Source organism: Microvirga sp. (assembly GCF_014699075.1).
In the GTDB taxonomy this organism is placed as follows: domain Bacteria; phylum Pseudomonadota; class Alphaproteobacteria; order Rhizobiales; family Beijerinckiaceae; genus Microvirga.
The window spans coordinates 13,136-34,990 of the sequence record NZ_JACXAB010000004.1 but is presented as its reverse complement, the minus strand read 5'-3'; the positions used below and the strand labels follow the sequence as shown (position 1 = coordinate 34,990).

The window sequence follows — 21,855 nt, the reverse complement described above, 5'->3', positions numbered from 1 at the left end:
CGTTTGCGCGCGGTTTGCCATGACTGCGTTCTCGAAGGCTGAGCTGTTGCGCAAAAGGGGCCATTCGCTTGCGAATCCGAAAAATCACCCCAATGATGAATGAGGGAAATTTCGTTTAAGCGGGCAATTAAATGTGCAGAGGTACAGTCACTGAATAGACGGTGTCAGGATGCTGCGGATAGGTCGGGTCGAAGTAGGTGACGACCTCCACATAGGTCAGCACTTCCTTTTTGGGCACATTGTACGGCGTGCCGTTCACAATGATGGTGATGGTCTTGCCGGGGCCTTTGTTCTCGTCAGACATGGGGAGTTCTCGTTGCTTATCCGCAGGGCGGGTTTGGTACATTGTAAGGGGTTCCGTTCACGTAGATCGTCACCGCTTTCGGTTCTTTGTCTTTGCTACCCGGTTCAGTCGACATCATATCGTTCCTTGAGCTATGAAAATGATCTTAGAAAATGTATTTTATGTCATATCATTATTCACGCAACAGGCGATTCCATCAAACCGCAAATATATCTTAAGTTGCGTGAATTAACTCTCCATGCGACGCAATGACAGCAGGGGCTAATGAGTGATGCTCAAGTGAGCGGAGAGGTATCAACCATGCAGAAGGCAGATACCGCCCCGCTCGAACAAACACCCTCCCCCTCCCAACAGATCGACGCGCACATCCAGCACCTGAACGACTGGCGCGGCGAGACGCTGGCGCGGGTGCGGGCGCTCATCCGGCAGGCTGTGCCCGATGGGGTCGAGGCGGTGAAGTGGCGTGGGGTTCCGGTGTGGGAGAAGGCCGGGATCATCTGCACGGGCGAAGCCTACAAGGCCGTCGTGAAGCTGACCTTTCCCAAGGGCGCTTCGCTGGACGACCCGTCCCGCCTCTTCAACGCCAGCCTCGAGGGCAACGCCCGCCGCGCCATCGACCTGCGCGAGGGGGAGGCGCTCGACGCGGAGGCCTTCAAAACCCTCATCCAGGCCGCCGCTGCCCTGAACACGTCTAAGCCCGCCAAGCGCCCGAGCCGCGCGGCACCATGATGGACCGCACCCGCGACAAGAGCCTGCTCCGCGCCATGGCGCAGGAGATCGGCTGGGCGGCGAACGCCCTGCCCACGGAGCCCCTGACAGGCTTTCTCGCCGCGCGCGGCGAGGCCTACCAGGGCGAGTTGATGTGGGTCGGCCGGGCCGTGAACGGCTGGCTGAAACCGGGCTGCACGCCCGCCGCGTTGCAGGACGAATCCCGCATCGACGCGCTGGTCCAGGCCGTCTTCGACAAAGCCCTCGGCCTGGACGAGGACGGCCCCTGCCCGCTGCGCTGGGTCGCGAACCCGTGGAGCGGGAAAAAGGACGATTACAACACGGCCCGTTCGGCCTTCTGGCGCACCGCGAAGCAGGTTCTGGCCGGGCTCGATCCGTCCGCCCCCGCGGACCCGACCTGGTCCTCCCGCCTCGTATGGTCCAACCTGTACAAGTTCGCGCCCGAGAAGGGCTGGAACCCTGGGGCGAAGGTCATCGCCAGGCAGCAGGCGCTCTGCCGGGAGCTGCTGCTGCACGAGATCGCAACATTCAGGCCCAAGCGCCTCGTCCTCGCGACGGGTCTGGATTGGGCCAAACCCTTCGTCAGTGCCCCATGCTTCGCGGTCGAGGCAGAGCCAAAGGGCAAATACCTGGACGCCTACGGCGCTCTCATGCTCGACGGCGAGCCCATCGGCCGCTTCGTGGTCGCGCGCCACCCCATGGGCAAGAAAGAAGAGTGCTGGATCAAAGAGGTCCGCAAGGGCCTGGAAGGATCCGCGCTCCCCTGACCGAGCCCGCCGCAACAGGCGGCGGCAGGGTTGATGTTCCTCTTTTGTTCTTGACAGTCTCGCCAAGCTCGGCTATATCGTTGTGTAGATCTGTTCCTATTGAGGGGCGCGCTCGCGAGGCGTCGCAGTGTGGGAGCAGGCACGGTCCCGCCGCAGGGCTCGCACCCCTGTGATCGCGGGTGGCCGATCCTGGCTTGTTCCAGGTCCGCTGAAACAAACCGTGCGCGAAGAGCAGTCTGGCTCTCAAATCTTCCAACACACATCGAGCCGGGCTGCCCGACGCGCCACCCTCGATCAACTTTCAGGCTCGCAGCACCCGCTGCGGACCACAAGGTGCTGGCTGCAAGCACAGCGACACCAAAGCCGATCAATAAAACAGGCTCATGACGTAAAGGAGCCAAGTATTTACCAAATCTTCATTCAGATCCGGCGACACTTCATTGAAAGTTCAACTGAGCATAACTGTTCCAGCCACTCCGAATTTCAAGGCGAGGTTTCGTGCTGTCTCTTTTCTCGCAGACCAACGCCGATGTCGGAGCCAGGCTCGCCGCGCTCGACCGATCGCAGGCCATCATCGAGTTCGATCTCGACGGCAACATCCTGACGGCGAACCGCAACTTCCTCGACACGGTGGGCTACACCCTCGACGAGATCCGGGGAAAGCATCACGGACTGTTCGTCGATCCCGGCTTCCGCGGCAGCGATGAATACGCCGCGTTCTGGCGGAGCCTGAAGCAGGGCGAATATCAGGCCGCCCGCTACCGGCGTTTTGGCAAAGGCGGCCGGGAGATCTGGATCGAGGCGAGCTACAACCCGCTTCTCGGCCGGGACGGAAAGCCCTTCAAGATCGTCAAGTTCGCCACCGACATCACCCGCCAGATGCAGGAGCAGGCGGAGATGAAGGGCCAGGTGGAGGCTATCCGCAAGTCGCAGGCCGTGATCGCCTTCGATCTCGACGGCAACATTCTCGACGCCAACGACAACTTCTTCGCAACCGTGGGCTATTCGCGCGACGAGATCAAAGGCCGGCATCACAGCATGTTCGTCGATCCCTCTCTGCGCGGCAGTTCCGATTATCAGGAGTTCTGGCGCAAGCTCAAAGCCGGCGAGTATCAGGCGGGCCAGTACAGGCGGTTCGGCAAGGACGGCCGGGAGATTTGGATCGAGGCCAGCTACAATCCGATCCTCGATGCATGCGGACGCCCGTACAAGGTCGTCAAGTTCGCCACCGACGTGACCCAGCAGGTGAGCCTGCTGCTCCATCTGCGTCAGATCATCGACAGGAATTTCGGCGAGATCGGCACCGCTCTCGATCACTCGGGCCATGAGGCGAGAGAGGCCACGGCAGCGGTCACCAGCACGTCCAGCAACGTGCAGATGATGGCGTCTGCTGCCGAGGAGCTGGCGGCCTCCGTGGCCGAGATCTCCCAGAGCATGACCAACTCCCGTGCGGCTACCGAGACGGCGTTCAACGAGGCCAAGAGCGCGAGCGAGTTCACCGACAAGCTGTCGGCCGCCACCGCGGCCATGGGCGGCATCGTGGGCCTGATCCAGAACATCGCCGGCCAGATCAACCTGCTGGCGCTCAACGCCACCATCGAGGCGGCCCGCGCGGGCGAAGCCGGCCGGGGCTTCGCGGTCGTGGCCACAGAGGTCAAGAACCTTGCCGCTCAGGCGGCTCGCGCAACCGAGCAGATCACCACGGAGATCGATGCGGTTCAGAACGTCTCAGGCGGCGTCGTCGAGGCGCTGGCGAAAATCCAGGGGTCGGTCGAGACCATGCGCGACCACGTGATCAGCGTCGCGACGGCGGTGGAGCAGCAGAGCGCGGTGACGCAGGAGATGTCCTCCAACATGCAGGGCGCCGCTCACTCCGTGGCGCGGATCTCCAACAACATCGGGGCGATCACGTCGGCCGTCGGCCGCGTGTCGCAGGCCGTCAGCACGACCAAGGAGGCCGCGGTCGTCCTTGCCCGCTAAACGAGGGATCGATCCTGCACGCCAAAGGACAAGCTTTGGAGGCGATGAGAGCAGGCGTCCGGCATCATGACCGCTGATCCTTGTCCTAAGAGGCGGACAGAATTCACTGTTACGCTGGAACGCTCAATGCCAGGGAACGTTGGACCTCCAACGCAACATTCCCTTGAGGAGGTTCAAATGCGTCTTATGAAAACCGGCCTGATGGCCGCAGCTCTTGTTGTCGGCTTTGGCACGGCAGCGTCCGCCCAGTCGGTGGAGATCCGCTCGCGTTCCGTGGCCCCCGGACAGATGATGCAGGATGACGACGAGGTCAGCTCGACCCGCGTGATCCGCCGCTCCGGCACTGTGGAGCGCCGCGTCGTGCGCGAGCCCTCCACCACGGCCACCGTCACCACCCGCCGCGGCGCGTCCTACTACGCTCCCGGGCAGGTGAAGAAGCGCGTGAAGGTCCAGTCCGCCCGCGACTATGCTCCCGGCCGCATGATGATGGATGACGACGACAGCAGCACGACCACAACCACCGTGCGCCGTCGGGTGCGGACCCTCGACTAATCTCTCACAAAACAGAACATGGACGAGGCGGGGCGAAAGCCCTGCCTCTTTTTGCGTGAGTGGCAGAAGCTTCGGCGGCTCGTATTCCGGAGCTGTGCCTTAAAGCCCCGCCTCGTCAACGCTGTTCTCCTGGCCGGCAATGGACCTGCGCGTCGCCCGCTCGGCCGCTTCCTCGGCGCATTTATCCAGATGCGCCGCCTTATTGATCACCTGGAGATTGGGCACGCCCCAATAGGCCAGCAGCTCCGGCCAGGGCTTCGAGCGGTGCTCGGACCAGACGGCGTAGAGCGGAACGCGATGGTCCACCTCGGCGGTCTTCAGAAGACGGCGGCCGGTGGTGGCGCATCTGCGGTTCTGGCGCAGCTTGAGTGCCTTCAGGTGGTCGGGCGGAGCCGTCCAGAGCTGCCAGGCTACCACGCAGGCCGCATGCCAGGTGGCGTTCCGGTTCGGCTTGCCGTCGTCCCACAGGTCACAGTGCCAGCCCAGCCGGTAGACCGGCTGCCCGCAGACGCAGCAATGCCCGGGCCCACGGGCAAAGGCTGCCTCCCGGTAGGGCGCCGGCGGCATGCGGAAGGTGGGCGGCAGGCCGGCCTCCTTGCCGGATCCGAGCCTCCATTGCCAGCCTGCGGGCTGGCCGGACTTGGCAGCGAGCGCCCGCGCCAGCCGGTCGGCCAGGAGCGGCCGGTGCCGCCAATAGGATTCGACTGCCCGGCGCTGGGTTGGCGGGGTCAGCGGCTGGCGCAGCGCGTGGGAGAGCACGCAGGGTGGGAAGAGCGCGGAAAGGCGCTTCTCGAGCCGGGCACGGGCCTTCTGGTTCTTCTCGTCTCGCCAGGTGGACATTCCGGATCGGCCGCCTCGTGTGAATCGCTTGCACGTCTGTAGCGGCTAGACCCGTCGAGGTGAACACTCCCGTGCGAAGATGCCGCCGATGGCGTAACCGGGGCGCATGTTCTTGACAACCGCTCGCAAGAGGCAGAGCTTTTCCGCAGCGGCAGATGTCCGTTCCTGACCGCCCTGTAAGCGTTCGCCACATCACCCACAACGGGAGGTCGCGATGCAACTCTTCATACTAAAAGCAGCCACTTGTGCCTCGGCTTTTCTCTTCATGCTCATGCCCTCCACTGCGCAGCAACAGCACCAGCATGTCATGGCCAACCCTGGCGACGTCACCTGGAAGGATGGACCTCCCTCCCTGCCGAAGGGCGCTCAGATGTCGCTCCTCTACGGAGATCCCACGAAGGACGGCGTGTTCGTGATGCGGCTGAAGTTCCCGGCCAACTACAAGATCCCGGCTCACACGCATGCCGTCGATGAAGTGGTCACTGTGGTCAGTGGCCAGTTCAACATCGGCATGGGAGCGGGTGTCGACCCCGCGCAGATGAAAGCCATCAACGCCGGCGGCGTGATCGCCATGGCGCCGGGAACGCAGCACTATGTGCAGGTCAACCAGGAAACCGTGGTGCAGCTGAGCACGCGCGGCCCGTGGAGCATCGCCTACGTCAATCCCGCTGACGATCCACGCAAGTCGCAATAGACGGCGCTGCCAGCATCGGACATGAAAAAGCCCAGGCTCCGGGGCGAACGGGCGGGATGCCTGCGCATCTCTCGCCTCGCCTGCTACGGGCCTGGGCTAATCGGGTCCAGACGGGCACTCGCATCGTCAGGCGAGCGCAAGAACAGGCCATGCCGGATTACATCCGTCCTGGCACGGCCTCATCGGAAGCAGGCGGTGACGCCCGCCGCGTTCCGAAGTCCACAACAATGTCCGCTGGGTCAGCCTGATATGGGGATTGAAATGCCGTGCGCAAGGGGCGGAAACTCGGTATTCGCGATCAGCCTCAGTCGCCCCACGGCACGTTCGGAAAGACATTGAGCGGGATCTTGAGATAGCGCTTTCCATCGCTTTCCGGCTCCGGCAGACGACCGCCGCGGATATTCACCTGGAGCGCGTTCAGGATAAGCTTCGGCATGGGCAGTGCGCGGTCTCGTCCTTCCCGCAGGGCCACGAACTCCTCCTCGGTGGCAGCCTTCACGAGATGCGTGTTCTCCCGACGCTGCTGGGCCACCGTGCTCTCCCATTGCGGAGCCCGTCCGCCGGGCATGTAATCATGGCCGACGAAGAGGCGCGTATCGTCGGGAAGCGCCATGATGCGCTGGATGCTGTGCCACAGCGCCTTAGCCGAGCCGCCGGGAAAGTCGGCCCGCGCCGTTCCGCCGTCCGGTATGAACAGCGTGTCGTGAATGAACGCGGCATCGCCCACGAGATAGGTGATCGAGCAGAGCGTATGGCCGGGACAGAACATCACCTCCACGTCTAGGTTGCCGATCTTGAACCGCTCGCCATCGGCAAAGAGCCGGTCCCATTGTGAACCGTCCGTGGGAAAGCTGTCGGGCCAATTGTAGAAGGCTTTCCAGAGCTTCTGGACCTCCACCACCTTCTCACCGATGGCCGTGGGGGCGCCGGTCCTGTCCTTCAGATAACCCGCGGCTGAGAAATGATCGGCATGCGGATGGGTGTCGAGGATCCATTCCAGGCTGTAGCCCTGCTGCTCGATATAGGCGAGGATATCGTCCGCCGAGCCTGTGGACGTTGCACCGGATTTGGGCTCGAAATCGAGCACCGGATCGATGATGGCGCAGCGTTTCGTGTCCGGATCCGCGACGACGTACTGGATGCTGCAGGTGCGCGGCTCGAAAAACGCTTTGACCTCAGGACGCACGTCAAGGGAGGCTGCGATCTCGGCTGTCATGGCGAAACCTCTTCTTCAGCACTGGCAGGTGACGCGGCTGAGCCCTCAGCCGTCGGGATCAGGGGCGACCGTTCGGAGAGTGGCCCAAGGTTTTTGTTCCGGCAAGATCCGCACCACTACCATTCCGGCGAGGGCCGCAACTGGATCAACCCGATGAATGCCAACCGGGGATTATCCCGATCTTAACCAAAGTGTCGTTCAATCATCTCTATTGAGAGTATCGCTTCCTCATCACGGGAAGCCCGAGTTGTTGCGTAGAGTTTGCCATGGCGCACAAGCCTTATTCATCCCTTCGTCGCGCCCCGCTCCGGCGGAACCGCAGCCTGCTTCCGACAGCTCTTCTCGTGGCGATTTCGCTCAGTCCCGTGGCCCTCTTCGTGGATTTCGAGCAATCGGTCGGCACAGCGCCCGAGGTGACAGTGGCTGGCCACGCAATCAGCGCAGCGCCTCAGCCCCTCAAGCCCGCTCTGGCCTTAGACGCGGCTCTGATCAACCCAAATCCTACCCTGAAACCGGGCGCCCTCGCCCTCAGGCCGGACACCCCCTTCGAGCCCGGCTTCCGCTCGTCCGTGCAGCGTGAGATTCGTATTGCTCCCCCGCAGCCCATGCCCGATCCGGCTCCACCTGTGGAGGTCGCCCAAGCGGCCGCGCCGATGCCTACCCTGGTGCCCCTGCCGGTCCCGCGGCCGGCAGACCTGCGGGCGCCGAGGACACCGGGTTCCACCCAGGTGGCGAGCGCGCCGGCCATAGTGACGCCTCGCGGGCCGGCAGCACCGGTCGCGGCGCCGGCTGACAACCGCAACTTCTTCGAGAAGCTCTTTGGCGTGCGCCCGTCCAGCCCGCCTGACGCCGCGCTCAGCTATGCGGCTCTGGATCGCGGGACGGGCAGCATCGCACCGACTGCGCGTTTCGGCTCCACCCCGGACTCCGTGAGTGCGGGCACCGCCGTCTATGACATCGTCGCCCAGACGGTCTACATGCCGAACGGTGAGAAGCTGGAGGCCCATTCCGGTCTGGGCGACATGATGGACAATCCGCGCCACGTGAACGTCCGCATGAAGGGCTCGACGCCGCCGGGCACCTACATCCTCACCGAACGCGAGGCGCTCTTCCACGGGGTGCGTGCCATTCGTCTCAACCCGGTGGGCGGCAGCCCCGCCATCTATGGCCGCGACGGCATCCTGGCCCACACGTATCTGCTCGGGCCGCGCGGGGACTCGAATGGCTGCGTCTCCTTCAAGGACTACGACAAGTTCCTCCAGGCCTATCTCAGGGGTGAGGTGAAGCGCCTGATCGTGACCGCCGGCCGCGGGCAGGACCTGCTGCCTCCCATGGCGAGCAACCGCATGGCCCAGCGCCGCCGCTTCGCACAGGCCTTCTGAAGCTCCGCCTCTGGCCTTGCGGCCCTGAGCGCCTAGTTCCTGCACGGCGGTACAGGAGAGGCGGATGATGCGAGATGCGAAATCGGACATGAGGCGAGTTGCTGCGCGATATGCGCTGCGGCCCTCCTTCATTGCCACGATCCTGCTCGCTGCCTCCGTGGGCGCCGCCTATGCTCAAGGTCCAGGCTACCTCGTCCCCGCCCCTGCCAAGGACAATGTGCAGGCAAAGCCCAAATACGAGTGCGACACGCCCAGTGCGCCCGTGATCACCCTCGATACTCAGAGCAAGTACAAGCAGGACGATGCACAGCGGGCGGATATCGACGAGGATGCCGAGGAGACTTACGCGGAGGCCGTCGAGCCGCTGCGGGCCTATGGACGCAATCTGGTCAAGACTGCGAACGCCTATGTGAAATCGAACCCGAAGAACACCGCCGCCGCCTCCTGCACCCTCAGCTGGCTTGACGCCTGGGCCTCCGCAAAGGCCATGACCGACATGCGCTCGAAGCAGGCGCACTTCAATCTGGGGCAGGCCCTCGGCGGCTTCGCGCTGGCCTACCTGCAGGTCCGCAACGCTCCCGGCCTTGCGAGCGATCAGAAGCAGCGGGTCGAAGCCTGGCTGAAGACCTTGGGCCAGCAGATCGTCGGGTTCATGGACAAGAACGACGCGGCATCCAGCCGGAACAATCATCGGTACTGGGCGGGCCTGGGCGCCACAGCGGCTGGGCTTGCCTCCGATGACAAGGAGCTGACCCGCTGGGGCCTCGACAGTGCTCGCATCGGACTTTCGCAGATCACGCCGGACGGAACCCTGCCGCTCGAAATGAAGCGCGGCAAGCGCGCCCGCGACTATCACATCTTCGCCGCCGAACCTCTGGTGACCACCGCCGAGCTGGCCCGCAGCCAGGGGATTGATCTCTACGCCGAGAACAATGGGGCCCTGCAGCGACTGGTGGACAGGGTGCTGGGCTCCCTCGACGATCCATCCTTCTTCGAGAAAGCCACCGGGGCCAAGCAACAGGCCTATCCAGGCGACGGCACCGTGCCGCCATCGCGCATCGCCTGGCTCGAAATCCATCAGAGCCGCCGCCCCTCACCGCAGGCCGAGGCCGTGCTGAGCAAGAAACGTCCGGCAGGTTCGAGCGAAATCGGCGGCAACACGACGCTCCTGTTTCATGGTGCGGAGTGAGAGGGTAAGACCTCACGTCTGCCCACTACGAGATCGGAGACGCGAGCCCAATCTCAAAAGACTGTCCCGTTGATATGCTCTTCCGGGAGAAACCCCATGAACGGCCAAGGGAATGGCATATTCTTCGAATCCCCAGCGGCAGCGCCGTACCCATTCGCGGTTCGTCTCACAGCAGGAAATGCCGAGCAGGCGTTTGAAATAGCAGGGAACGATGCAACGGGAGCGCGGATCACCCGTCGCTACGAGTTGTCCGGGCGGCAGCAGAGCGACTACCTCGACCTTTTCGAGAGGATCGCCCGTGATTTCGGCACCCGCCTTCCCCGCAACCGCCAGGAGCGCGTTGCACCGGCTTTCGAGGCGCCCTATCGGGTTCTCCTCGACAGGAACGTGTCGCCGGACATCTGGTATGGCTATGGCGATCCGGCCGTCACCTTCGTTCCGGCGCAGCGCACGGGTGACGGAGACTGGTATTATCTGTTTGCCACCTCCAACGACGCCCCGAATTCCTTTCCGATCCTGCGCTCCCGGACCCTGGAATCCTGGGAGCCCGTGGGCTTCGTCTTTCCGGAGGGGCACAAGCCCTCCTGGGCTGCGGACGGACTGAATGTCAGCGACTACTGGGCCCCGGAAATGCATATCGCCGGCAACCAGTATCTCGTCTGCTTCACGGCGCGGCAAAAGGATGGTTCGCTCGCCATCGGCCTTGCATGGTCCCCACAACCGGGAGGACCGTTCGAGAGCGACGACGTGCCTCTCGTCAGCGGTGGCGTGATCGATCCTCATCTCTTCGTGACGCGGGACGGTCGCAGCTTCCTGTTCTGGAAGGAGGATTCGAACGATGTATGGCCGGCGCTTCTGAGCGCCTTCCTGCATGAGCATCCGGGCCATGTCGCATCGCTGTTCCCCTCAAGCGAGGATCAGCGCACGGCATCGCTGGCGCTCACGCTCTGGCCCTGGGTGGAGAGGCTGGAGCCCATGGAGCGGTTTCTCGTGCAGCAGGTGCTGATCGAGGCAGTCGTGGACGACTTCTCAGGCTTCCGGCAGCGGCTTCAAGCTCTGCTCGCCGGTGATGCCCCTGATGAGATCGCACAGCCTGCGCGCGCTATTCTCACTGCGCTCCGCACTCCTGTGTTTGCCCAGGAGTTCGACCCTCGCACGCGCCGGCTTCTCGGTGAGCGGGTCGTCGTGATCGAGAACGATCAGGCCTGGGAGGCGCATCTGATCGAAGGGATCTGGGTTCTGGAACATGAAGGATCCTTTTACATGTTCTACTCAGGGAATGATTTCTCGACGCCGGGATACGGCACCGGCGTCGCCATTGCCTCTTCGCCTCTCGGGCCATACCGGAAGATGGAGCAACCGCTCCTGCGCTCATCGGCAGAATGGCTCGGCCCTGGGCATCCTTCCGTTGCGCCCGGACCTGACGGAGCACCCTGGCTCTTCCTTCATGCCTTCTTCCCCGGACAGGCCGGTTACAAGAAGTTCCGCGCCCTGCTCGCCGTGCCGCTCGCCTTCAGCGAAGGCATTGTGAGCCTGGGGTCCGCTCCTGCCCCATAGCGTTCCGCCATTGCAGGCATGACCATCATCCGGCATATCGTCTGCCAAGCATGGGCCATAGGCACGAGGGCAAAGCATGGAGACGGGGATCGGAACCATGCTCTGCATCGGTGGCGCGGCCGTCGATCGGAAGTACCGCGCTCTGGACGCGATCCGGCCCGGAACATCCAATCCGGTTCATTCTGAGCGCTCCTTCGGCGGGGTGGCCCGCAACGTGGCGGAGAACGTCGCCCGGCTCGGTGTTAGCGTCTCCCTGGCATCGATCCTCGGACAGGACGATAACGGACGCGCCCTGCTCGACGATCTCCAGCGTCTCGGCATCGGCACGCAGTTCATGGCGATCTCTGATGAGCATGCTACGGCGGAGTATGTGGCCGTTCTGCAGCCCGATGGCGAGTTGGCCCTCGGCCTCGCCAACATGAGTATCTTCGATGGATTGACCCCTGCCTTGCTGCGCAAGGTGGAGCCTCATTTCCGGTCAGCCTGGCTTTTTGCCGATTGCAACCTGCCGTCCGAGACCCTGCACGCGCTCGTCGACGTCGCTCGCCGGCAATCGCTCACGCTGGCCGTTGATGCCGTCTCGACGCCGAAGGTCATGCGCCTGCCACAGGATCTGACCGGCGTCGGATTGCTGTTCCTCAATCTCGACGAGGCTCGCGCCTGTCTCGGTGAACCCGAGGCCTCTCCCGAGAAAGCAGCCGCGCGTCTTCGCGCCTGCGGCGCCGAGCGTGTTGTCCTGACCCTCGGCGGAGCCGGTCTTATTGTGGCGGACCAGTCGGGAGCCCGTCAGGTCGGTGCCACCCGCGCGAAGATCACAGATGCAACGGGTGCGGGAGACGCCCTGATTGCCGCCACGCTCGTGGCGCTCGTGAAAGGTTATTCTCTCACCGAAGCCGCCCGCCTCGGCACGGCAGCCGCGGCGCTCACGGTGGAGAGCACGGCGAGCGTCCGGCCCGATCTGTCCTTCGCCTTGCTGGAAACCACTTTGTCCCTTAGAGCCGACCCAACCTTTGAAGGGGAGCCCTCATGAACCACGACATCGCTGGCCGCTTTCTCGACATCGCTCCCAACGTGCAGTCGGCCCTCGCAGCGGGCGAGGCCGTCGTGGCGCTCGAATCCACCATCATCACCCATGGCATGCCCCACCCTCAGAACGTCGCCACGGCACGTGAGGTGGAGGCGGTGGTGCGCGAGAACGGCGCCGTGCCGGCGACGATCGCGATCATTGAGGGTCGCATCAAGATCGGGCTGTCGGATGGGGAACTCGACTGGCTCGGCACCGCCAAGGATGTGATGAAACTGAGCCGGGCCGACCTGCCCTATGCGGTCGCCTCCAGGCGCCATGGCGCAACGACCGTTGCCGCCACCATGATCTGCGCCCACCTTGCGGGCATCCGGGTCTTTGCCACGGGCGGCATCGGCGGCGTCCATCAGGGCGTCGAGACCACCATGGACATCTCGGCCGATCTCGACGAACTCGCCCGCACGCCGGTGGCGGTCGTCTGCGCCGGCGCGAAAGCCATCCTCGACCTGCCGCGCACCCTCGAATATCTGGAGACGCGCGGCGTGCCCGTGGTCGGCTATGGAACCGACCGCTTTCCGGCCTTCTGGAGCCGCACAAGCGCGTTGCCCGTTCCCCTGCGCCTCGACACGCCAGACGCCATCGCCGACCTGATCCGCACCAAGGAGGCGCTCGGCCTTGGGGGTGGCGTTCTCGTGGCTAATCCCGTTCCCATCACCGACGAGATTCCCGCTCATGAAATGAGCGATTTCATCAGTGCCGCCATCGCAGAGGCAAAAGCTCGCGGCGTTTCCGGAAAGGCCGTGACGCCTTTCCTGCTGTCCAATCTATTCGAGCAGACCGGCGGACGAAGCCTCGCCACCAATATCGCGCTGGTCAAGAACAACGCGGCGCTCGCCGCACAACTGGCTGCATCACTCGCTCGATCCAGAGTGTGAGGATCAGCCGTTCGCCTCGCTCCAGGCAGCCATCGCCTCGAACGCGATGGCGTGCCGCCTGGCCAGGGCATCGATGTCCGTGGAGTAGCCGCCGCCGATAACGGTCACCATGGGGATGCCGCGGCTGCGGGCCTGCTCGATCACGTAAGCGTCCCGGCGGCGCAGGCCTTCATCGGTGAGGTCGAGCCGTCCCAGCTTGTCGTCGCGATGCGGGTCGACACCCGCATTCAGGAACACGAGCTCCGGCTCGATAGCGTCCAGTAGGCGCGGCAGATGGGACCGGAGGACGTCCAGATAGGCATCGTCCTCCATGTGGTCCGGCAGGCCGATGTCCAGATCGCTCGGAATCTTGCGAACGGGATAGTTCTTCTCCGCATGCATGGAGAAGGTGAAGAGATCCGGCTCGTCGCGCAGGCAATCCGCAGTGCCGTCACCCTGGTGGACATCGAGATCGACGACGAGGGCGCGCTGGATCGTGCGGTCGGCCCGCAGCGCCTTGGCCGCGATGGCAACATCGTTGAAGACGCAGAAGCCCGCTCCGGTTTCCCGCTGCCCATGATGAGAGCCTCCGGCGGTGCTGCCGGCAAGCCCATGCTGCAGCGCAAGCCGCGCTGCAAGGAGCGTCCCGGCGGCAGATGCCCTGGCGCGGCGAACGACGCTCTCGCTGACCGGCAGACCGATGCGCCGCTCGATCTCGCGAGGCACCGAGCAGGCGAGGACCTGATCGACGTAAGCACGGTGATGAGCCAGCGCGATCAGGTCAGCCGAGGCTTCTCCCGGGGTCACGAAGCCGTTGGGAGTAAGGCCTTTCTCGGCCAGCACCTCCGCCAGGCGTCCATATTTCAGCATCGGAAATCGATGATCGTCGGGAAGCGAGGCCACGTAAGCGGTGTGGGAGACGATAGGCACCTGCTTCATGGCTCAACCTCCAGCGATGGCCATCTCCGCAAGACGCACTGCCGATTCCTGCGAGCGCGCTCCGCAGATGAACCCGCTCGGGTGGCAGAACACGCCATCCTTGATCCCGGCGGCTTTCGAGAACTCCGTCTCCTGCAGGCCGCGCCAAGCCTCAGGCAGGGAAAGCCGCTGACCGAAGGAGTTCGGCTCGGGCGGGATGGTGCGGCAGTACCAGGCGGTCAGATCCTCGTTCGGGTAGATGACGAAGAGAAGATCACGCAAGCCGCCCTCGAAAACTGCCTTTTCCCACGGCAGCTTGCGGTCGAGAACGATCACGCGGGGATCCCGCGCTTGTCTGGCTGCCGCCATCACGAGGGAGAGGGCCTGAGCCTCGGCATGGGCCTGCCGGCAGGCACGGACCAGGATCCCTCTGGCGAAGTCGGCGGCTTCAAGGAAGGCATCATCATAGGACTGCCCGCTGTCCCAGGCTGGATTGAAGGCTTCCACCAGCAGCGCGAGATGGCTCTGGCTCGCCGTGGCAACCCCGTTGTCGGCTTGGTCGATGGTCAGGATGAAAGTCGTGTCGATGTCATGCCAGACAGATTCCAGCACGTCCTCACCGATCGCCGGCACAAGCCGTGGCAGGGCCTTGCGTCCATAATCGCGCCAGATCAGGCCGACCGAGCTGTAGGGCGTGCCGTCCTCCCGTCGCGGGAGATCCCGCATGTGGTGGTCGTACCGGCCTTGAGCGGGATTGTAGATCCCCCCGACATCGAAGACGATGTCGGCAGAATCGATCAACGCCATGTCACGGGTCCGGACAAACTCGAACGCTTCCACGGCATCGCGCAGGACGGAATAGGCGAAGACGTCATCGGCATGGAACGTGCCGCTATGGGTTGCAATCCGCATCGCTCTCCTCCGACCAGCGTCGGCTACTCCGTATCAATCGCGATACCCGCGATAGCAGAGCTATACGCTCAAGATAAGCCGTTCCGGAGCAATCCTTTATGATCATTCCGGATAAATAGCGAACGAGCCCGCCCAACCCGCTTGACCTTACCATCGTGGGAACGCCTAGAGATTCTGGGACCTTGAGATGAAAGGATCCCGGCCATGCATATCTTCCACATTCCCGGCATGAATTGCGGCGGCTGCCTTCGTGCCGTCACGCGAGCGGTGCAGGCACTCGACCCTCAAGCCAAAGTCGAAGCCGATCTGGAGGCACGCACAGTCAAGGTGGTCTCCAGGCAAAGTGAGGCTTCGCTTCTCGACGCCCTGAGCAAGGGGGGCTACCCGGCTGAGCCCCTTGCCCGTCCTGCTGCATGAGGAGGCCAGCATGCCTGCCGATGCTCATGTCCACCATCATCATGGCGCGCCATCCAGAAACGAGTTGAACCGCACCGCCCTCAGCGCCACGATCCATTGCCTCACAGGCTGCGCCATCGGCGAGGTCCTCGGCCTTGTCATCGGCACTGCCCTCGGCTGGGGAACGGCACAGACGATCATCCTGGCTGTCGCCCTCGCCTTCCTGTTCGGCTACGCGCTGACCATGCTGCCCCTGCTCCGCAGCGGTCTGCCCTTCCGTATGGCGCTGGGCCTCGCCCTTGCCGCAGATACGGCTTCAATCACCATCATGGAAGTCGTGGACAATCTGATCATGCTGGCCATTCCGGGCGCGATGGATGCCGGCCTCGCCAGCTCTCTCTTCTGGGGAAGCCTTGCCGTGGCCCTGCTCATCGCCGGCGCGTTTGCGTTCCCGCTCAACCGCTGGCTGATCGCCCGCGGGCGGGGCCATGCCGTCGTGCATTCATTTCACGGACAGCGATCCTAGATCATAAACTCATTTTCGGGAGAACCATCATGAAGCATCGCATCATCGCCCTGGCCGCGGCCATTGCAGTCCTGCCGACCCTTGCCGCCGCCCAGGGTGCCCATGGCGGCCATTCCGGCCACTCCACCCCCGCGCAGACGGCAGGTGCGCCCGATACACCCGCAACCCAGGGCCACAAGCGGGCGAATGAAACAATGCACAAGAACATGGACATCGCCTTCAGCGGCAATGCCGATGTGGACTTCGTGCGCGGGATGATTCCCCATCACCAGGGCGCCATCGACATGGCGAAGGTTGCCCTCCAGCATGCGAAGGACGAGCAGATCCGCAAATGGGCCCAGGACGTTATCCGTGAGCAGGAGCGCGAGATCGGCGAGATGCAGGCTTGGCTCAAAAACAAGGGTGTCCAGTAGTTGCGCCCAGGTCATAGGTGGCCGGCGATGGCTTTTCTCCCTGACCCCTGTATCAGGATGCTGCCACGAACAGGCGGGTGAAGCGTTAGTGGATATCCCCTGCGGGCGAATGGAAAGGAAGAACGATGTTCACGCTTACGATCAGCGACAAGCCTGTTGCCATCACCAATGCCAATGAGGAAGAAGCCCGCGAACTCCTCATGAGCGAGGAATTCAAGGACGACCTCAAGGTCCTCGAGAGCGAAGGCGCTCCTCTCTGGGACGGCTTTGCCAGCCTGAACGTCAGACCGGCGACGGAAGAGGAAAAGTCAGAATTCGAGGGCGCCGATTTCGACGAGGATGAGGAGGACGATGATGAGGAGGAGGAAGGCCCCTACATCATGTTCCTGGTCGACGTGACCGATCCCGATGAGGACGATGAGGGCTAACACCCTAAAGGTTCGAAAGCCCTGCCGATAAGGCAGGTTCAAGCATCGTCGGTCCGGGCATCCGGACCGACGTACAGGAGGAGACTTTCATGGGTTCTACCCTACCGATCAGCCGACGGGCGCTGCTTGCAGGCTTTGCAGCGTCCAGCCTGATCGTCACATCACGGGCTTCTTTGGCCACTGAGACCCTGCCGAAGATGGTTGTGACCAAAGACCCGAACTGCGGCTGCTGCACCGGATGGGTCAAGCATGTCCAGGCGGCGGGTTTTAACGTCGAGGTGGTCGAATCCGCCGAGGTCAACCGCCTGAAGGCCCGCCTTGGCGTGCCCGAGGCGCTGGCCTCCTGTCACACGGCGGAGATCGGCGGCTATGTGATCGAGGGGCACGTTCCCCCAGCCGCGATCAAGCGGTTGCTGGCCGAGAAGCCTGACGGCAAGGGTCTGGCCGTTCCCGGTATGCCTGTCGGATCACCCGGCATGGAGGTCGAGGGCATGGAGCCCGACACCTACGAGGTGGTTCTGTTCGGCCCCTCCGGACAGCGGACCTATGCACGCTATATCGGGGGCCGCGAAGCCTGAGGCAACGGGAACACTCCAGGATTCGCGCCGTTGGCCCGGCATGAGTTGGCTTGTTCAACCCCGCCTCGTGAACGATCCCTTCAGCGATCCGGGCCTCTACCTCGACTTCCGCTACGGCCGCCGTGCCATCCTGTTCGATCTGGGCGACGTCAGCCCTCTCTCATCCCGCGAATTGCTGCGGGTGAGCCACGTCTTCGTCTCCCATACGCATGTGGACCACATCGCCGGCTTCGACCGTCTGTTACGCCTGTGCCTCCACCGCCCCTCCCCGCTGACCCTCATCGGCCCGCCGGGCTTCGTGGAGCAGGTTGAACATCGGATCCGAAGCTTCACGTGGAATCTGCTCGATGAGAACTCGGTGGATTTCCGCCTCTGCGCGATGGATTACGACGGCTCCCGCCTGACGAGGGCTGCCGAGTTTCACGCCCGTGAAGCCTTCAGACGCCGAGATATTGCGCCGCCAGTCTTTTCAGATGGAATCGCTTGGACGGAGGACGAGTTCAGGATCGAAGCCGTTGCCCTCGACCACGGCATCCCGTCTCTCGCCTTCGCCCTGCGGGAGGTGCTGCAGGTCAACGTCTGGCGCGGCGTCCTGGCAGAGATGAACCTTACTCCTGGCCCGTGGCTGAACGAGGCCAAGCGCGCGGTCCGCCTGGGGCTGCCGGACGACCACACCCTCGGTGTACCGGACGGCGGATCCATCCCTCTCGGGGACCTCAAGCACCGCGCCCTGCGGGTGGCGCCCGGACAGGTGGTCGCCTATGTGACCGACGCCGCTCCCCACGCGGAGAACCGGGCCAAGATCCTGCGTCTTGCCGACAAAGCCGATCAGCTCTTCATCGAGGCCGTGTTTCTGGAATGCGACCGCCCGCTCGCGCTGGCCTCCCTGCACCTGACGGCATGGGAGGCCGGCGCCCTGGCGCGTGAGGCTGGCGTCCGGCATGTCACGCCGTTCCATCATTCGGCCCGCTACCTGTCAGAACCCGATGTTCTGCGGGATGAGCTCTATGAAAGCTTCGGATCGGCAGACCGGCGGGCGATTTCTGCCTGACCTCAATCGGCGAAGATCGCCTCGTGGATCTGGCGCCCGTCGGGTCTGCGGCTAGAATTGAACCGGACGACGCGATAGCCGCAGGATTTCAGGATCCTGTCGCGCTGTGCATCCTTGCGGGCGTCGTGGGAACGGTCGTCCAGCTCGATAACCGCCAGCACCTCCATGTCCTGAACGACCACCCAATCGACGCGGGTGTTGGAAATTCTCTTGAACGCCATCCAGAATGCGCGGCTGCCTTCCTTCGCGTCGGGCCGAACGAGCGCCAGGATCGGGACCTGAGGCCAGATCTGGCAGTCCGGGCAGGCGGCGAGAAGGCGACCGTAAAACTCCCGCTCGTTCTCCGTCATGATCGCAGCGCGGCGGAAGCGTGGCTTTCGGGTCAGGAAGAGGACGAGCACCAGCAGGATGCCGAGCACGGCGCTGCCGGCCAGCCATGACCATGAGAGATTGTCGATCGTCATATCGCTCCGCCCCTGCCCTGCACTCGCTCAAACGTGAACGGCCAGGCTTGGTTCTGCCCACAAAGCATAGCAGCTAGCATGAAACCTGCATGCGTGGTCCTGCGTCTTCTTATTGTCGAGTTAAAGAACACCGGGGAGAGCATCATGGACCTCAGCCGCCGAACATTCCTGCTTGGAGCGTCAGCCGCTGCCGCAGGATCCACTCTGCCGTCCAGCAGCACTTTCGCCCAATCGCTGCGCGATATGTCCGCCCATCAACGGATGTACGGACCCGTCGACGATGATCTCTATCCGATTCCTGGAATCGAGCTCTCGCGGATCAACCCGGCCTTTCTCCGCCGCGTGGTGCAGTACGACACCACGGAGGCTCCGGGCACCATCGTGGTCGATCCCCGGAGCCGGTATCTCTATCTCGTCATGCGGGACGGGATGGCCGTACGCTATGGCGTCGGTGTCGGACGCTCGGGCTTCGGCTGGTCGGGTGCTGCCACCATCAAGACCAAGCAGGAATGGCCGGACTGGTATCCGCCGAAGGAAATGTTCGCCCGCGAGCCCGAACTCATGGAGCAGATGGGCGAACTTCCGGGCGGACCCGGCATGCCCGGTGGTCCAGGGAACCCCTTGGGCGCCCGCGCCCTCTACCTCTGGCAGGGCAACAAGGATACGCTCTATCGCATCCATGGCACCTTCGAGCCATGGACCATCGGCACCAACGTCTCGTCCGGCTGCATCCGCATGATCAACCAGGACGTGATCGACCTCTACAACCACACGCCGACAGGCACGAAGGTCGTCGTCCTGAACGCGCCATCCGGACGAGGAAAGCGCGATCAGACCGCCGCCCGCTCCTGAGATTAAGCAAATAGGCACGGTTCGTGCCTATTTTTGCCATGGTTAACAATCACACGTCGCTTAGGGACGCGGGAACTTACGAACCATGGCGGGAATCTTCGCCCGATCCAAGCGATCGGCTGGCGGATGGAAGGTGGCCTCTGTGCCGCGGGGCGGCCGCCTGTCCGGCGGAAAGAGAGTCCTTCGTTCCGTCATTTGCCTCTCGGCCGCAGCCCTCTCCCTCGTGGCATTGTCCCTGGTTCCGATGCAGGGGGCGGCAGCGTTCGGCGATACCCGCACACTCAGCTTCTTCCATACCCATACGCGGGAGAGCCTGACCGTCACATTCCGCCGGAACGGCCGGATCGACGAGGGCGCCTTGAGCCAGCTCAACTGGTTCCTGCGGGACTGGCGGGTCGACAAGCCTGCCCAGATGGATGCGCGCCTGTTCGATATACTCTGGGAGGTTTATCGGGAGTCCGGCTCCTCGCAGCCCATCAACATCATCTCCGCCTACCGCTCGCCGGAAACAAACGGTGCCCTGCGCCGCAGATCCAGCGGTGTGGCGGAGCACAGCCAGCACATGCTCGGCAAAGCCATGGATATCCGCCTGCCCGACGTGGACACCGGCCGTCTGCGGGCGATTGCCATGAAGATGCAGTACGGCGGCGTGGGCTATTACCCCTCCTCCGCCTTCGTTCATGTGGATACGGGCAATGTGCGCGCCTGGCCGCGCATGTCGCAGCAGCAACTGGTGCAACTGTTCCCGGACGGGAAGACCTTGCACCTGCCCTCGAACGGTAAGCCGCTCGCCGGCTATGAAGTGGCAAAGGCCGAGGTCCTATCCCGGAATGCCTCCTTGGCCACCCAGGCTTCGGCCGGCGGCGGTCCGTCCATCGGCAATGTTCTGGCCAATCTCTTCGGGCGGAAGGATGCTCAGCCGGCACCTCAGTCCGAGCCCACGCAGGAGAGCCCGGTTACCCTGGTGGCTTCCGCCGATCCTGAGAGCATAGCCACCTCCGTGACGCCTGCGCCTCTTCCGCCGCAGCGTCCAAAGGAGATCAGGCTCGCCAGCGCCGCCCTGCCCGGCCAAGCGTTGGAAACGACCTCGGCAATCCTTCCGGTAACGACTAGCGCTCCCAAACCGGAGCCGATTTTAGGCTATGATGAGAAGGCGGCGATCAAAGCCCTGTTCGATCCCCGCACGGCATTTCTGGATCTGGGCTTTGCTTCCCGCAATCAGCACGAGCTGAGCGTGACGCAGTTCACCGGGCCGGCCGTCAAGCCGCTGCCCGTCCTTGGATCAGCCGAGGCCGAACTCTAGGACTCAGCCCTTTAGAGCGGGTCAGACGCCGAAGAGGATCAGAGCACCGACCATCAACGCCAGCACCAGAAGCCCCCCGATGGCCACCGCCCAATGGGCCGTGCGTTTCTCCCGCTGAACGAAGGCGGGCTCCGCCGCCTGAATGGCAGCTGCCTTTTGGAGGGGTGCTGTCCGCTTCTTCATCCGGTCGGCAGTGGCGCGATCCGGAAACGGGATGATCTCGGCGCTCCTCGTCGGAGCCGCGGCCGGCTTTGGACTGGGAGCCATCAGGCTGTCTTCCAGCTCGACCGGAACGCCGGCCTCCTCAAGGTGAACCACAATCAACGCGATGTCTTCCGCGCTCATGGAATGGATCGGCAGATTGGTTTCGAGATCGAGGGTTGTCAGTTGTCCCTGCTGGCGTCCCAGGGCGATCAAGCGGTCCAGGGTATTGCTGTCGAGCGCCTGCTGCATGAGGCACCACCCCATTGTGTCCGGAGGGCAAAGAAGCGGCCGAGGCCGCTTTGAAGGTTCGCCAAGCTAACGCGGCAATTGCCTCAGACGTTGCAATGGAAAAACGTCTATGATGAACAACGCCGCCGGGAATGCGGGATGCTAGTTCTTCGTGGCCGTGGAGGCCTCCTGGAGAGCCTCCTTCTCGCGCCTGACCTGTTCGGACAGCTGCTCGGCAATGGCCACGAGCTTGCCGGCCATGAAGTGCTTGCCATGCAGCTCAACCTGACCCGCGAGCCCCACGGTCAGCAGGGTCTCGAAGACGGTTTCGGCGGGAAGCCCCTTGCGGATCAGGTCGATCGCGACCTTCTGCCATTGGTCGGACAGCTGATCACGGATTTCAGAAGTATCGTTGCTCATTCCCGGACCATACA

The 21,855-nt window shown here is 63.5% G+C and carries 26 protein-coding genes; 18 read left to right on the top strand and 8 right to left on the bottom strand.

Features of this window, described 5'->3' with window-relative positions:
* Window positions 1-127 precede the first annotated feature (127 nt).
* The gene (locus IC232_RS07880; protein WP_190844389.1) at window positions 128-304 is read right to left on the bottom strand and encodes a multiubiquitin domain-containing protein; all 177 of its coding nucleotides are present in this window, start codon (window positions 302-304) and stop codon (window positions 128-130) included.
* A 300-nt stretch (window positions 305-604) separates the two neighbouring features.
* On the opposite strand from IC232_RS07880, the gene IC232_RS07875 reads away from it, so the two are divergent.
* The 4 genes from IC232_RS07875 (at window position 605) to IC232_RS07860 (ending at window position 4,332) form a co-directional block, all read left to right on the top strand.
* Window positions 605-1,033, top strand: coding sequence for a DUF1801 domain-containing protein (locus IC232_RS07875; protein WP_190844388.1), 429 nt, complete (start codon window positions 605-607; stop codon window positions 1,031-1,033).
* Window positions 1,030-1,800: a hypothetical protein gene (locus IC232_RS07870; RefSeq protein ID WP_190844387.1), complete on the top strand. Its 771-nt coding sequence runs from the start codon at window positions 1,030-1,032 to the stop codon at window positions 1,798-1,800. Before IC232_RS07875 ends, IC232_RS07870 begins: the two co-directional genes overlap by 4 nt.
* Before the next feature lie 501 nt (window positions 1,801-2,301).
* Complete coding sequence (locus IC232_RS07865; protein ID WP_210335295.1) at window positions 2,302-3,780, top strand: PAS domain-containing methyl-accepting chemotaxis protein; 1,479 nt, start codon at window positions 2,302-2,304, stop codon at window positions 3,778-3,780.
* A gap of 177 nt (window positions 3,781-3,957) precedes the next feature.
* Complete coding sequence (locus IC232_RS07860) at window positions 3,958-4,332, top strand: hypothetical protein (RefSeq protein ID WP_190844385.1); 375 nt, start codon at window positions 3,958-3,960, stop codon at window positions 4,330-4,332.
* A gap of 99 nt (window positions 4,333-4,431) precedes the next feature.
* Here the strand turns inward: IC232_RS07860 and IC232_RS07855 are convergent, their stop codons facing one another.
* On the bottom strand, window positions 4,432-5,172 hold the full coding sequence (locus IC232_RS07855; protein WP_190844384.1) for a hypothetical protein: 741 nt from the start codon (window positions 5,170-5,172) through the stop codon (window positions 4,432-4,434).
* Window positions 5,173-5,386: 214 nt separating this feature from the next.
* Between IC232_RS07855 and IC232_RS07850 the strand changes: the two genes are divergently transcribed.
* Window positions 5,387-5,866, top strand: coding sequence for a cupin domain-containing protein (locus tag IC232_RS07850; protein WP_190844383.1), 480 nt, complete (start codon window positions 5,387-5,389; stop codon window positions 5,864-5,866).
* Between the two features lie 304 nt (window positions 5,867-6,170).
* Here IC232_RS07850 and IC232_RS07845 read toward each other — a convergent pair whose 3' ends face one another.
* The gene (locus tag IC232_RS07845; protein ID WP_190844382.1) at window positions 6,171-7,082 is read right to left on the bottom strand and encodes an MBL fold metallo-hydrolase; all 912 of its coding nucleotides are present in this window, start codon (window positions 7,080-7,082) and stop codon (window positions 6,171-6,173) included.
* Window positions 7,083-7,348: 266 nt separating this feature from the next.
* On the opposite strand from IC232_RS07845, the gene IC232_RS07840 reads away from it, so the two are divergent.
* The 5 genes from IC232_RS07840 (at window position 7,349) to IC232_RS07820 (ending at window position 13,169) form a co-directional block, all read left to right on the top strand.
* Window positions 7,349-8,464, top strand: a complete 1,116-nt coding sequence (locus IC232_RS07840; protein ID WP_190844381.1) for a DUF2778 domain-containing protein — start codon at window positions 7,349-7,351, stop codon at window positions 8,462-8,464.
* A gap of 64 nt (window positions 8,465-8,528) precedes the next feature.
* Window positions 8,529-9,653 carry an alginate lyase family protein gene (locus IC232_RS07835; RefSeq protein ID WP_190844380.1) on the top strand — a complete coding sequence of 375 codons (1,125 nt, stop codon included), beginning with the start codon at window positions 8,529-8,531 and terminating at the stop codon, window positions 9,651-9,653.
* Between the two features lie 96 nt (window positions 9,654-9,749).
* Window positions 9,750-11,210 (top strand): family 43 glycosylhydrolase, encoded by a 1,461-nt coding sequence (locus IC232_RS07830; protein ID WP_190844379.1) that lies wholly within the window; start codon window positions 9,750-9,752, stop codon window positions 11,208-11,210.
* 76 nt (window positions 11,211-11,286) lie between these two features.
* Window positions 11,287-12,240: a carbohydrate kinase family protein gene (locus IC232_RS07825; RefSeq protein WP_190844378.1), complete on the top strand. Its 954-nt coding sequence runs from the start codon at window positions 11,287-11,289 to the stop codon at window positions 12,238-12,240.
* Complete coding sequence (locus IC232_RS07820) at window positions 12,237-13,169, top strand: pseudouridine-5'-phosphate glycosidase (protein WP_190844377.1); 933 nt, start codon at window positions 12,237-12,239, stop codon at window positions 13,167-13,169. Before IC232_RS07825 ends, IC232_RS07820 begins: the two co-directional genes overlap by 4 nt.
* Before the next feature lie 3 nt (window positions 13,170-13,172).
* Here the strand turns inward: IC232_RS07820 and IC232_RS07815 are convergent, their stop codons facing one another.
* Both IC232_RS07815 and IC232_RS07810 read right to left on the bottom strand, forming a co-directional pair.
* Entirely contained in the window at window positions 13,173-14,087 is a 915-nt protein-coding gene (locus IC232_RS07815; RefSeq protein ID WP_190844376.1) for a histone deacetylase, read from the bottom strand.
* Between the two features lie 3 nt (window positions 14,088-14,090).
* Window positions 14,091-14,978, bottom strand: coding sequence for an MYG1 family protein (locus IC232_RS07810; RefSeq protein ID WP_190844375.1), 888 nt, complete (start codon window positions 14,976-14,978; stop codon window positions 14,091-14,093).
* A gap of 204 nt (window positions 14,979-15,182) precedes the next feature.
* Here IC232_RS07810 and IC232_RS07805 point away from each other — a divergent pair, with 204 nt between their 5' ends.
* From IC232_RS07805 to IC232_RS07780, 6 genes are all read left to right on the top strand, one after another.
* Window positions 15,183-15,395, top strand: coding sequence for a heavy-metal-associated domain-containing protein (locus IC232_RS07805; protein WP_190844374.1), 213 nt, complete (start codon window positions 15,183-15,185; stop codon window positions 15,393-15,395).
* A 10-nt stretch (window positions 15,396-15,405) separates the two neighbouring features.
* Window positions 15,406-15,900 (top strand): DUF4396 domain-containing protein, encoded by a 495-nt coding sequence (locus tag IC232_RS07800; protein WP_190844373.1) that lies wholly within the window; start codon window positions 15,406-15,408, stop codon window positions 15,898-15,900.
* A 29-nt stretch (window positions 15,901-15,929) separates the two neighbouring features.
* Entirely contained in the window at window positions 15,930-16,313 is a 384-nt protein-coding gene (locus tag IC232_RS07795; protein ID WP_190844372.1) for a DUF305 domain-containing protein, read from the top strand.
* Between the two features lie 125 nt (window positions 16,314-16,438).
* The gene (locus tag IC232_RS07790; protein WP_190844371.1) at window positions 16,439-16,741 is read left to right on the top strand and encodes a hypothetical protein; all 303 of its coding nucleotides are present in this window, start codon (window positions 16,439-16,441) and stop codon (window positions 16,739-16,741) included.
* An 89-nt stretch (window positions 16,742-16,830) separates the two neighbouring features.
* Window positions 16,831-17,319, top strand: a complete 489-nt coding sequence (locus IC232_RS07785; RefSeq protein ID WP_190844370.1) for a DUF411 domain-containing protein — start codon at window positions 16,831-16,833, stop codon at window positions 17,317-17,319.
* Window positions 17,320-17,359: 40 nt separating this feature from the next.
* Entirely contained in the window at window positions 17,360-18,370 is a 1,011-nt protein-coding gene (locus tag IC232_RS07780; RefSeq protein WP_190844369.1) for a ribonuclease Z, read from the top strand.
* 2 nt (window positions 18,371-18,372) lie between these two features.
* Here the strand turns inward: IC232_RS07780 and IC232_RS07775 are convergent, their stop codons facing one another.
* Window positions 18,373-18,834: a DUF2726 domain-containing protein gene (locus IC232_RS07775; RefSeq protein ID WP_190844368.1), complete on the bottom strand. Its 462-nt coding sequence runs from the start codon at window positions 18,832-18,834 to the stop codon at window positions 18,373-18,375.
* A 144-nt stretch (window positions 18,835-18,978) separates the two neighbouring features.
* Here IC232_RS07775 and IC232_RS07770 point away from each other — a divergent pair, with 144 nt between their 5' ends.
* On the top strand, window positions 18,979-19,686 hold the full coding sequence (locus IC232_RS07770; RefSeq protein ID WP_190844367.1) for a L,D-transpeptidase: 708 nt from the start codon (window positions 18,979-18,981) through the stop codon (window positions 19,684-19,686).
* An 85-nt stretch (window positions 19,687-19,771) separates the two neighbouring features.
* Entirely contained in the window at window positions 19,772-20,989 is a 1,218-nt protein-coding gene (locus IC232_RS07765) for a DUF882 domain-containing protein (RefSeq protein ID WP_190844366.1), read from the top strand.
* A gap of 21 nt (window positions 20,990-21,010) precedes the next feature.
* Here IC232_RS07765 and IC232_RS07760 read toward each other — a convergent pair whose 3' ends face one another.
* Both IC232_RS07760 and IC232_RS07755 read right to left on the bottom strand, forming a co-directional pair.
* A complete protein-coding gene (locus IC232_RS07760) occupies window positions 21,011-21,442 on the bottom strand; it encodes an RNA polymerase sigma factor region1.1 domain-containing protein (protein ID WP_190844365.1) in 432 nt (143 codons plus the stop codon).
* 141 nt (window positions 21,443-21,583) lie between these two features.
* Window positions 21,584-21,841: a hypothetical protein gene (locus IC232_RS07755; RefSeq protein ID WP_190844364.1), complete on the bottom strand. Its 258-nt coding sequence runs from the start codon at window positions 21,839-21,841 to the stop codon at window positions 21,584-21,586.
* Between the last annotated feature and the right edge of the window lie 14 nt (window positions 21,842-21,855).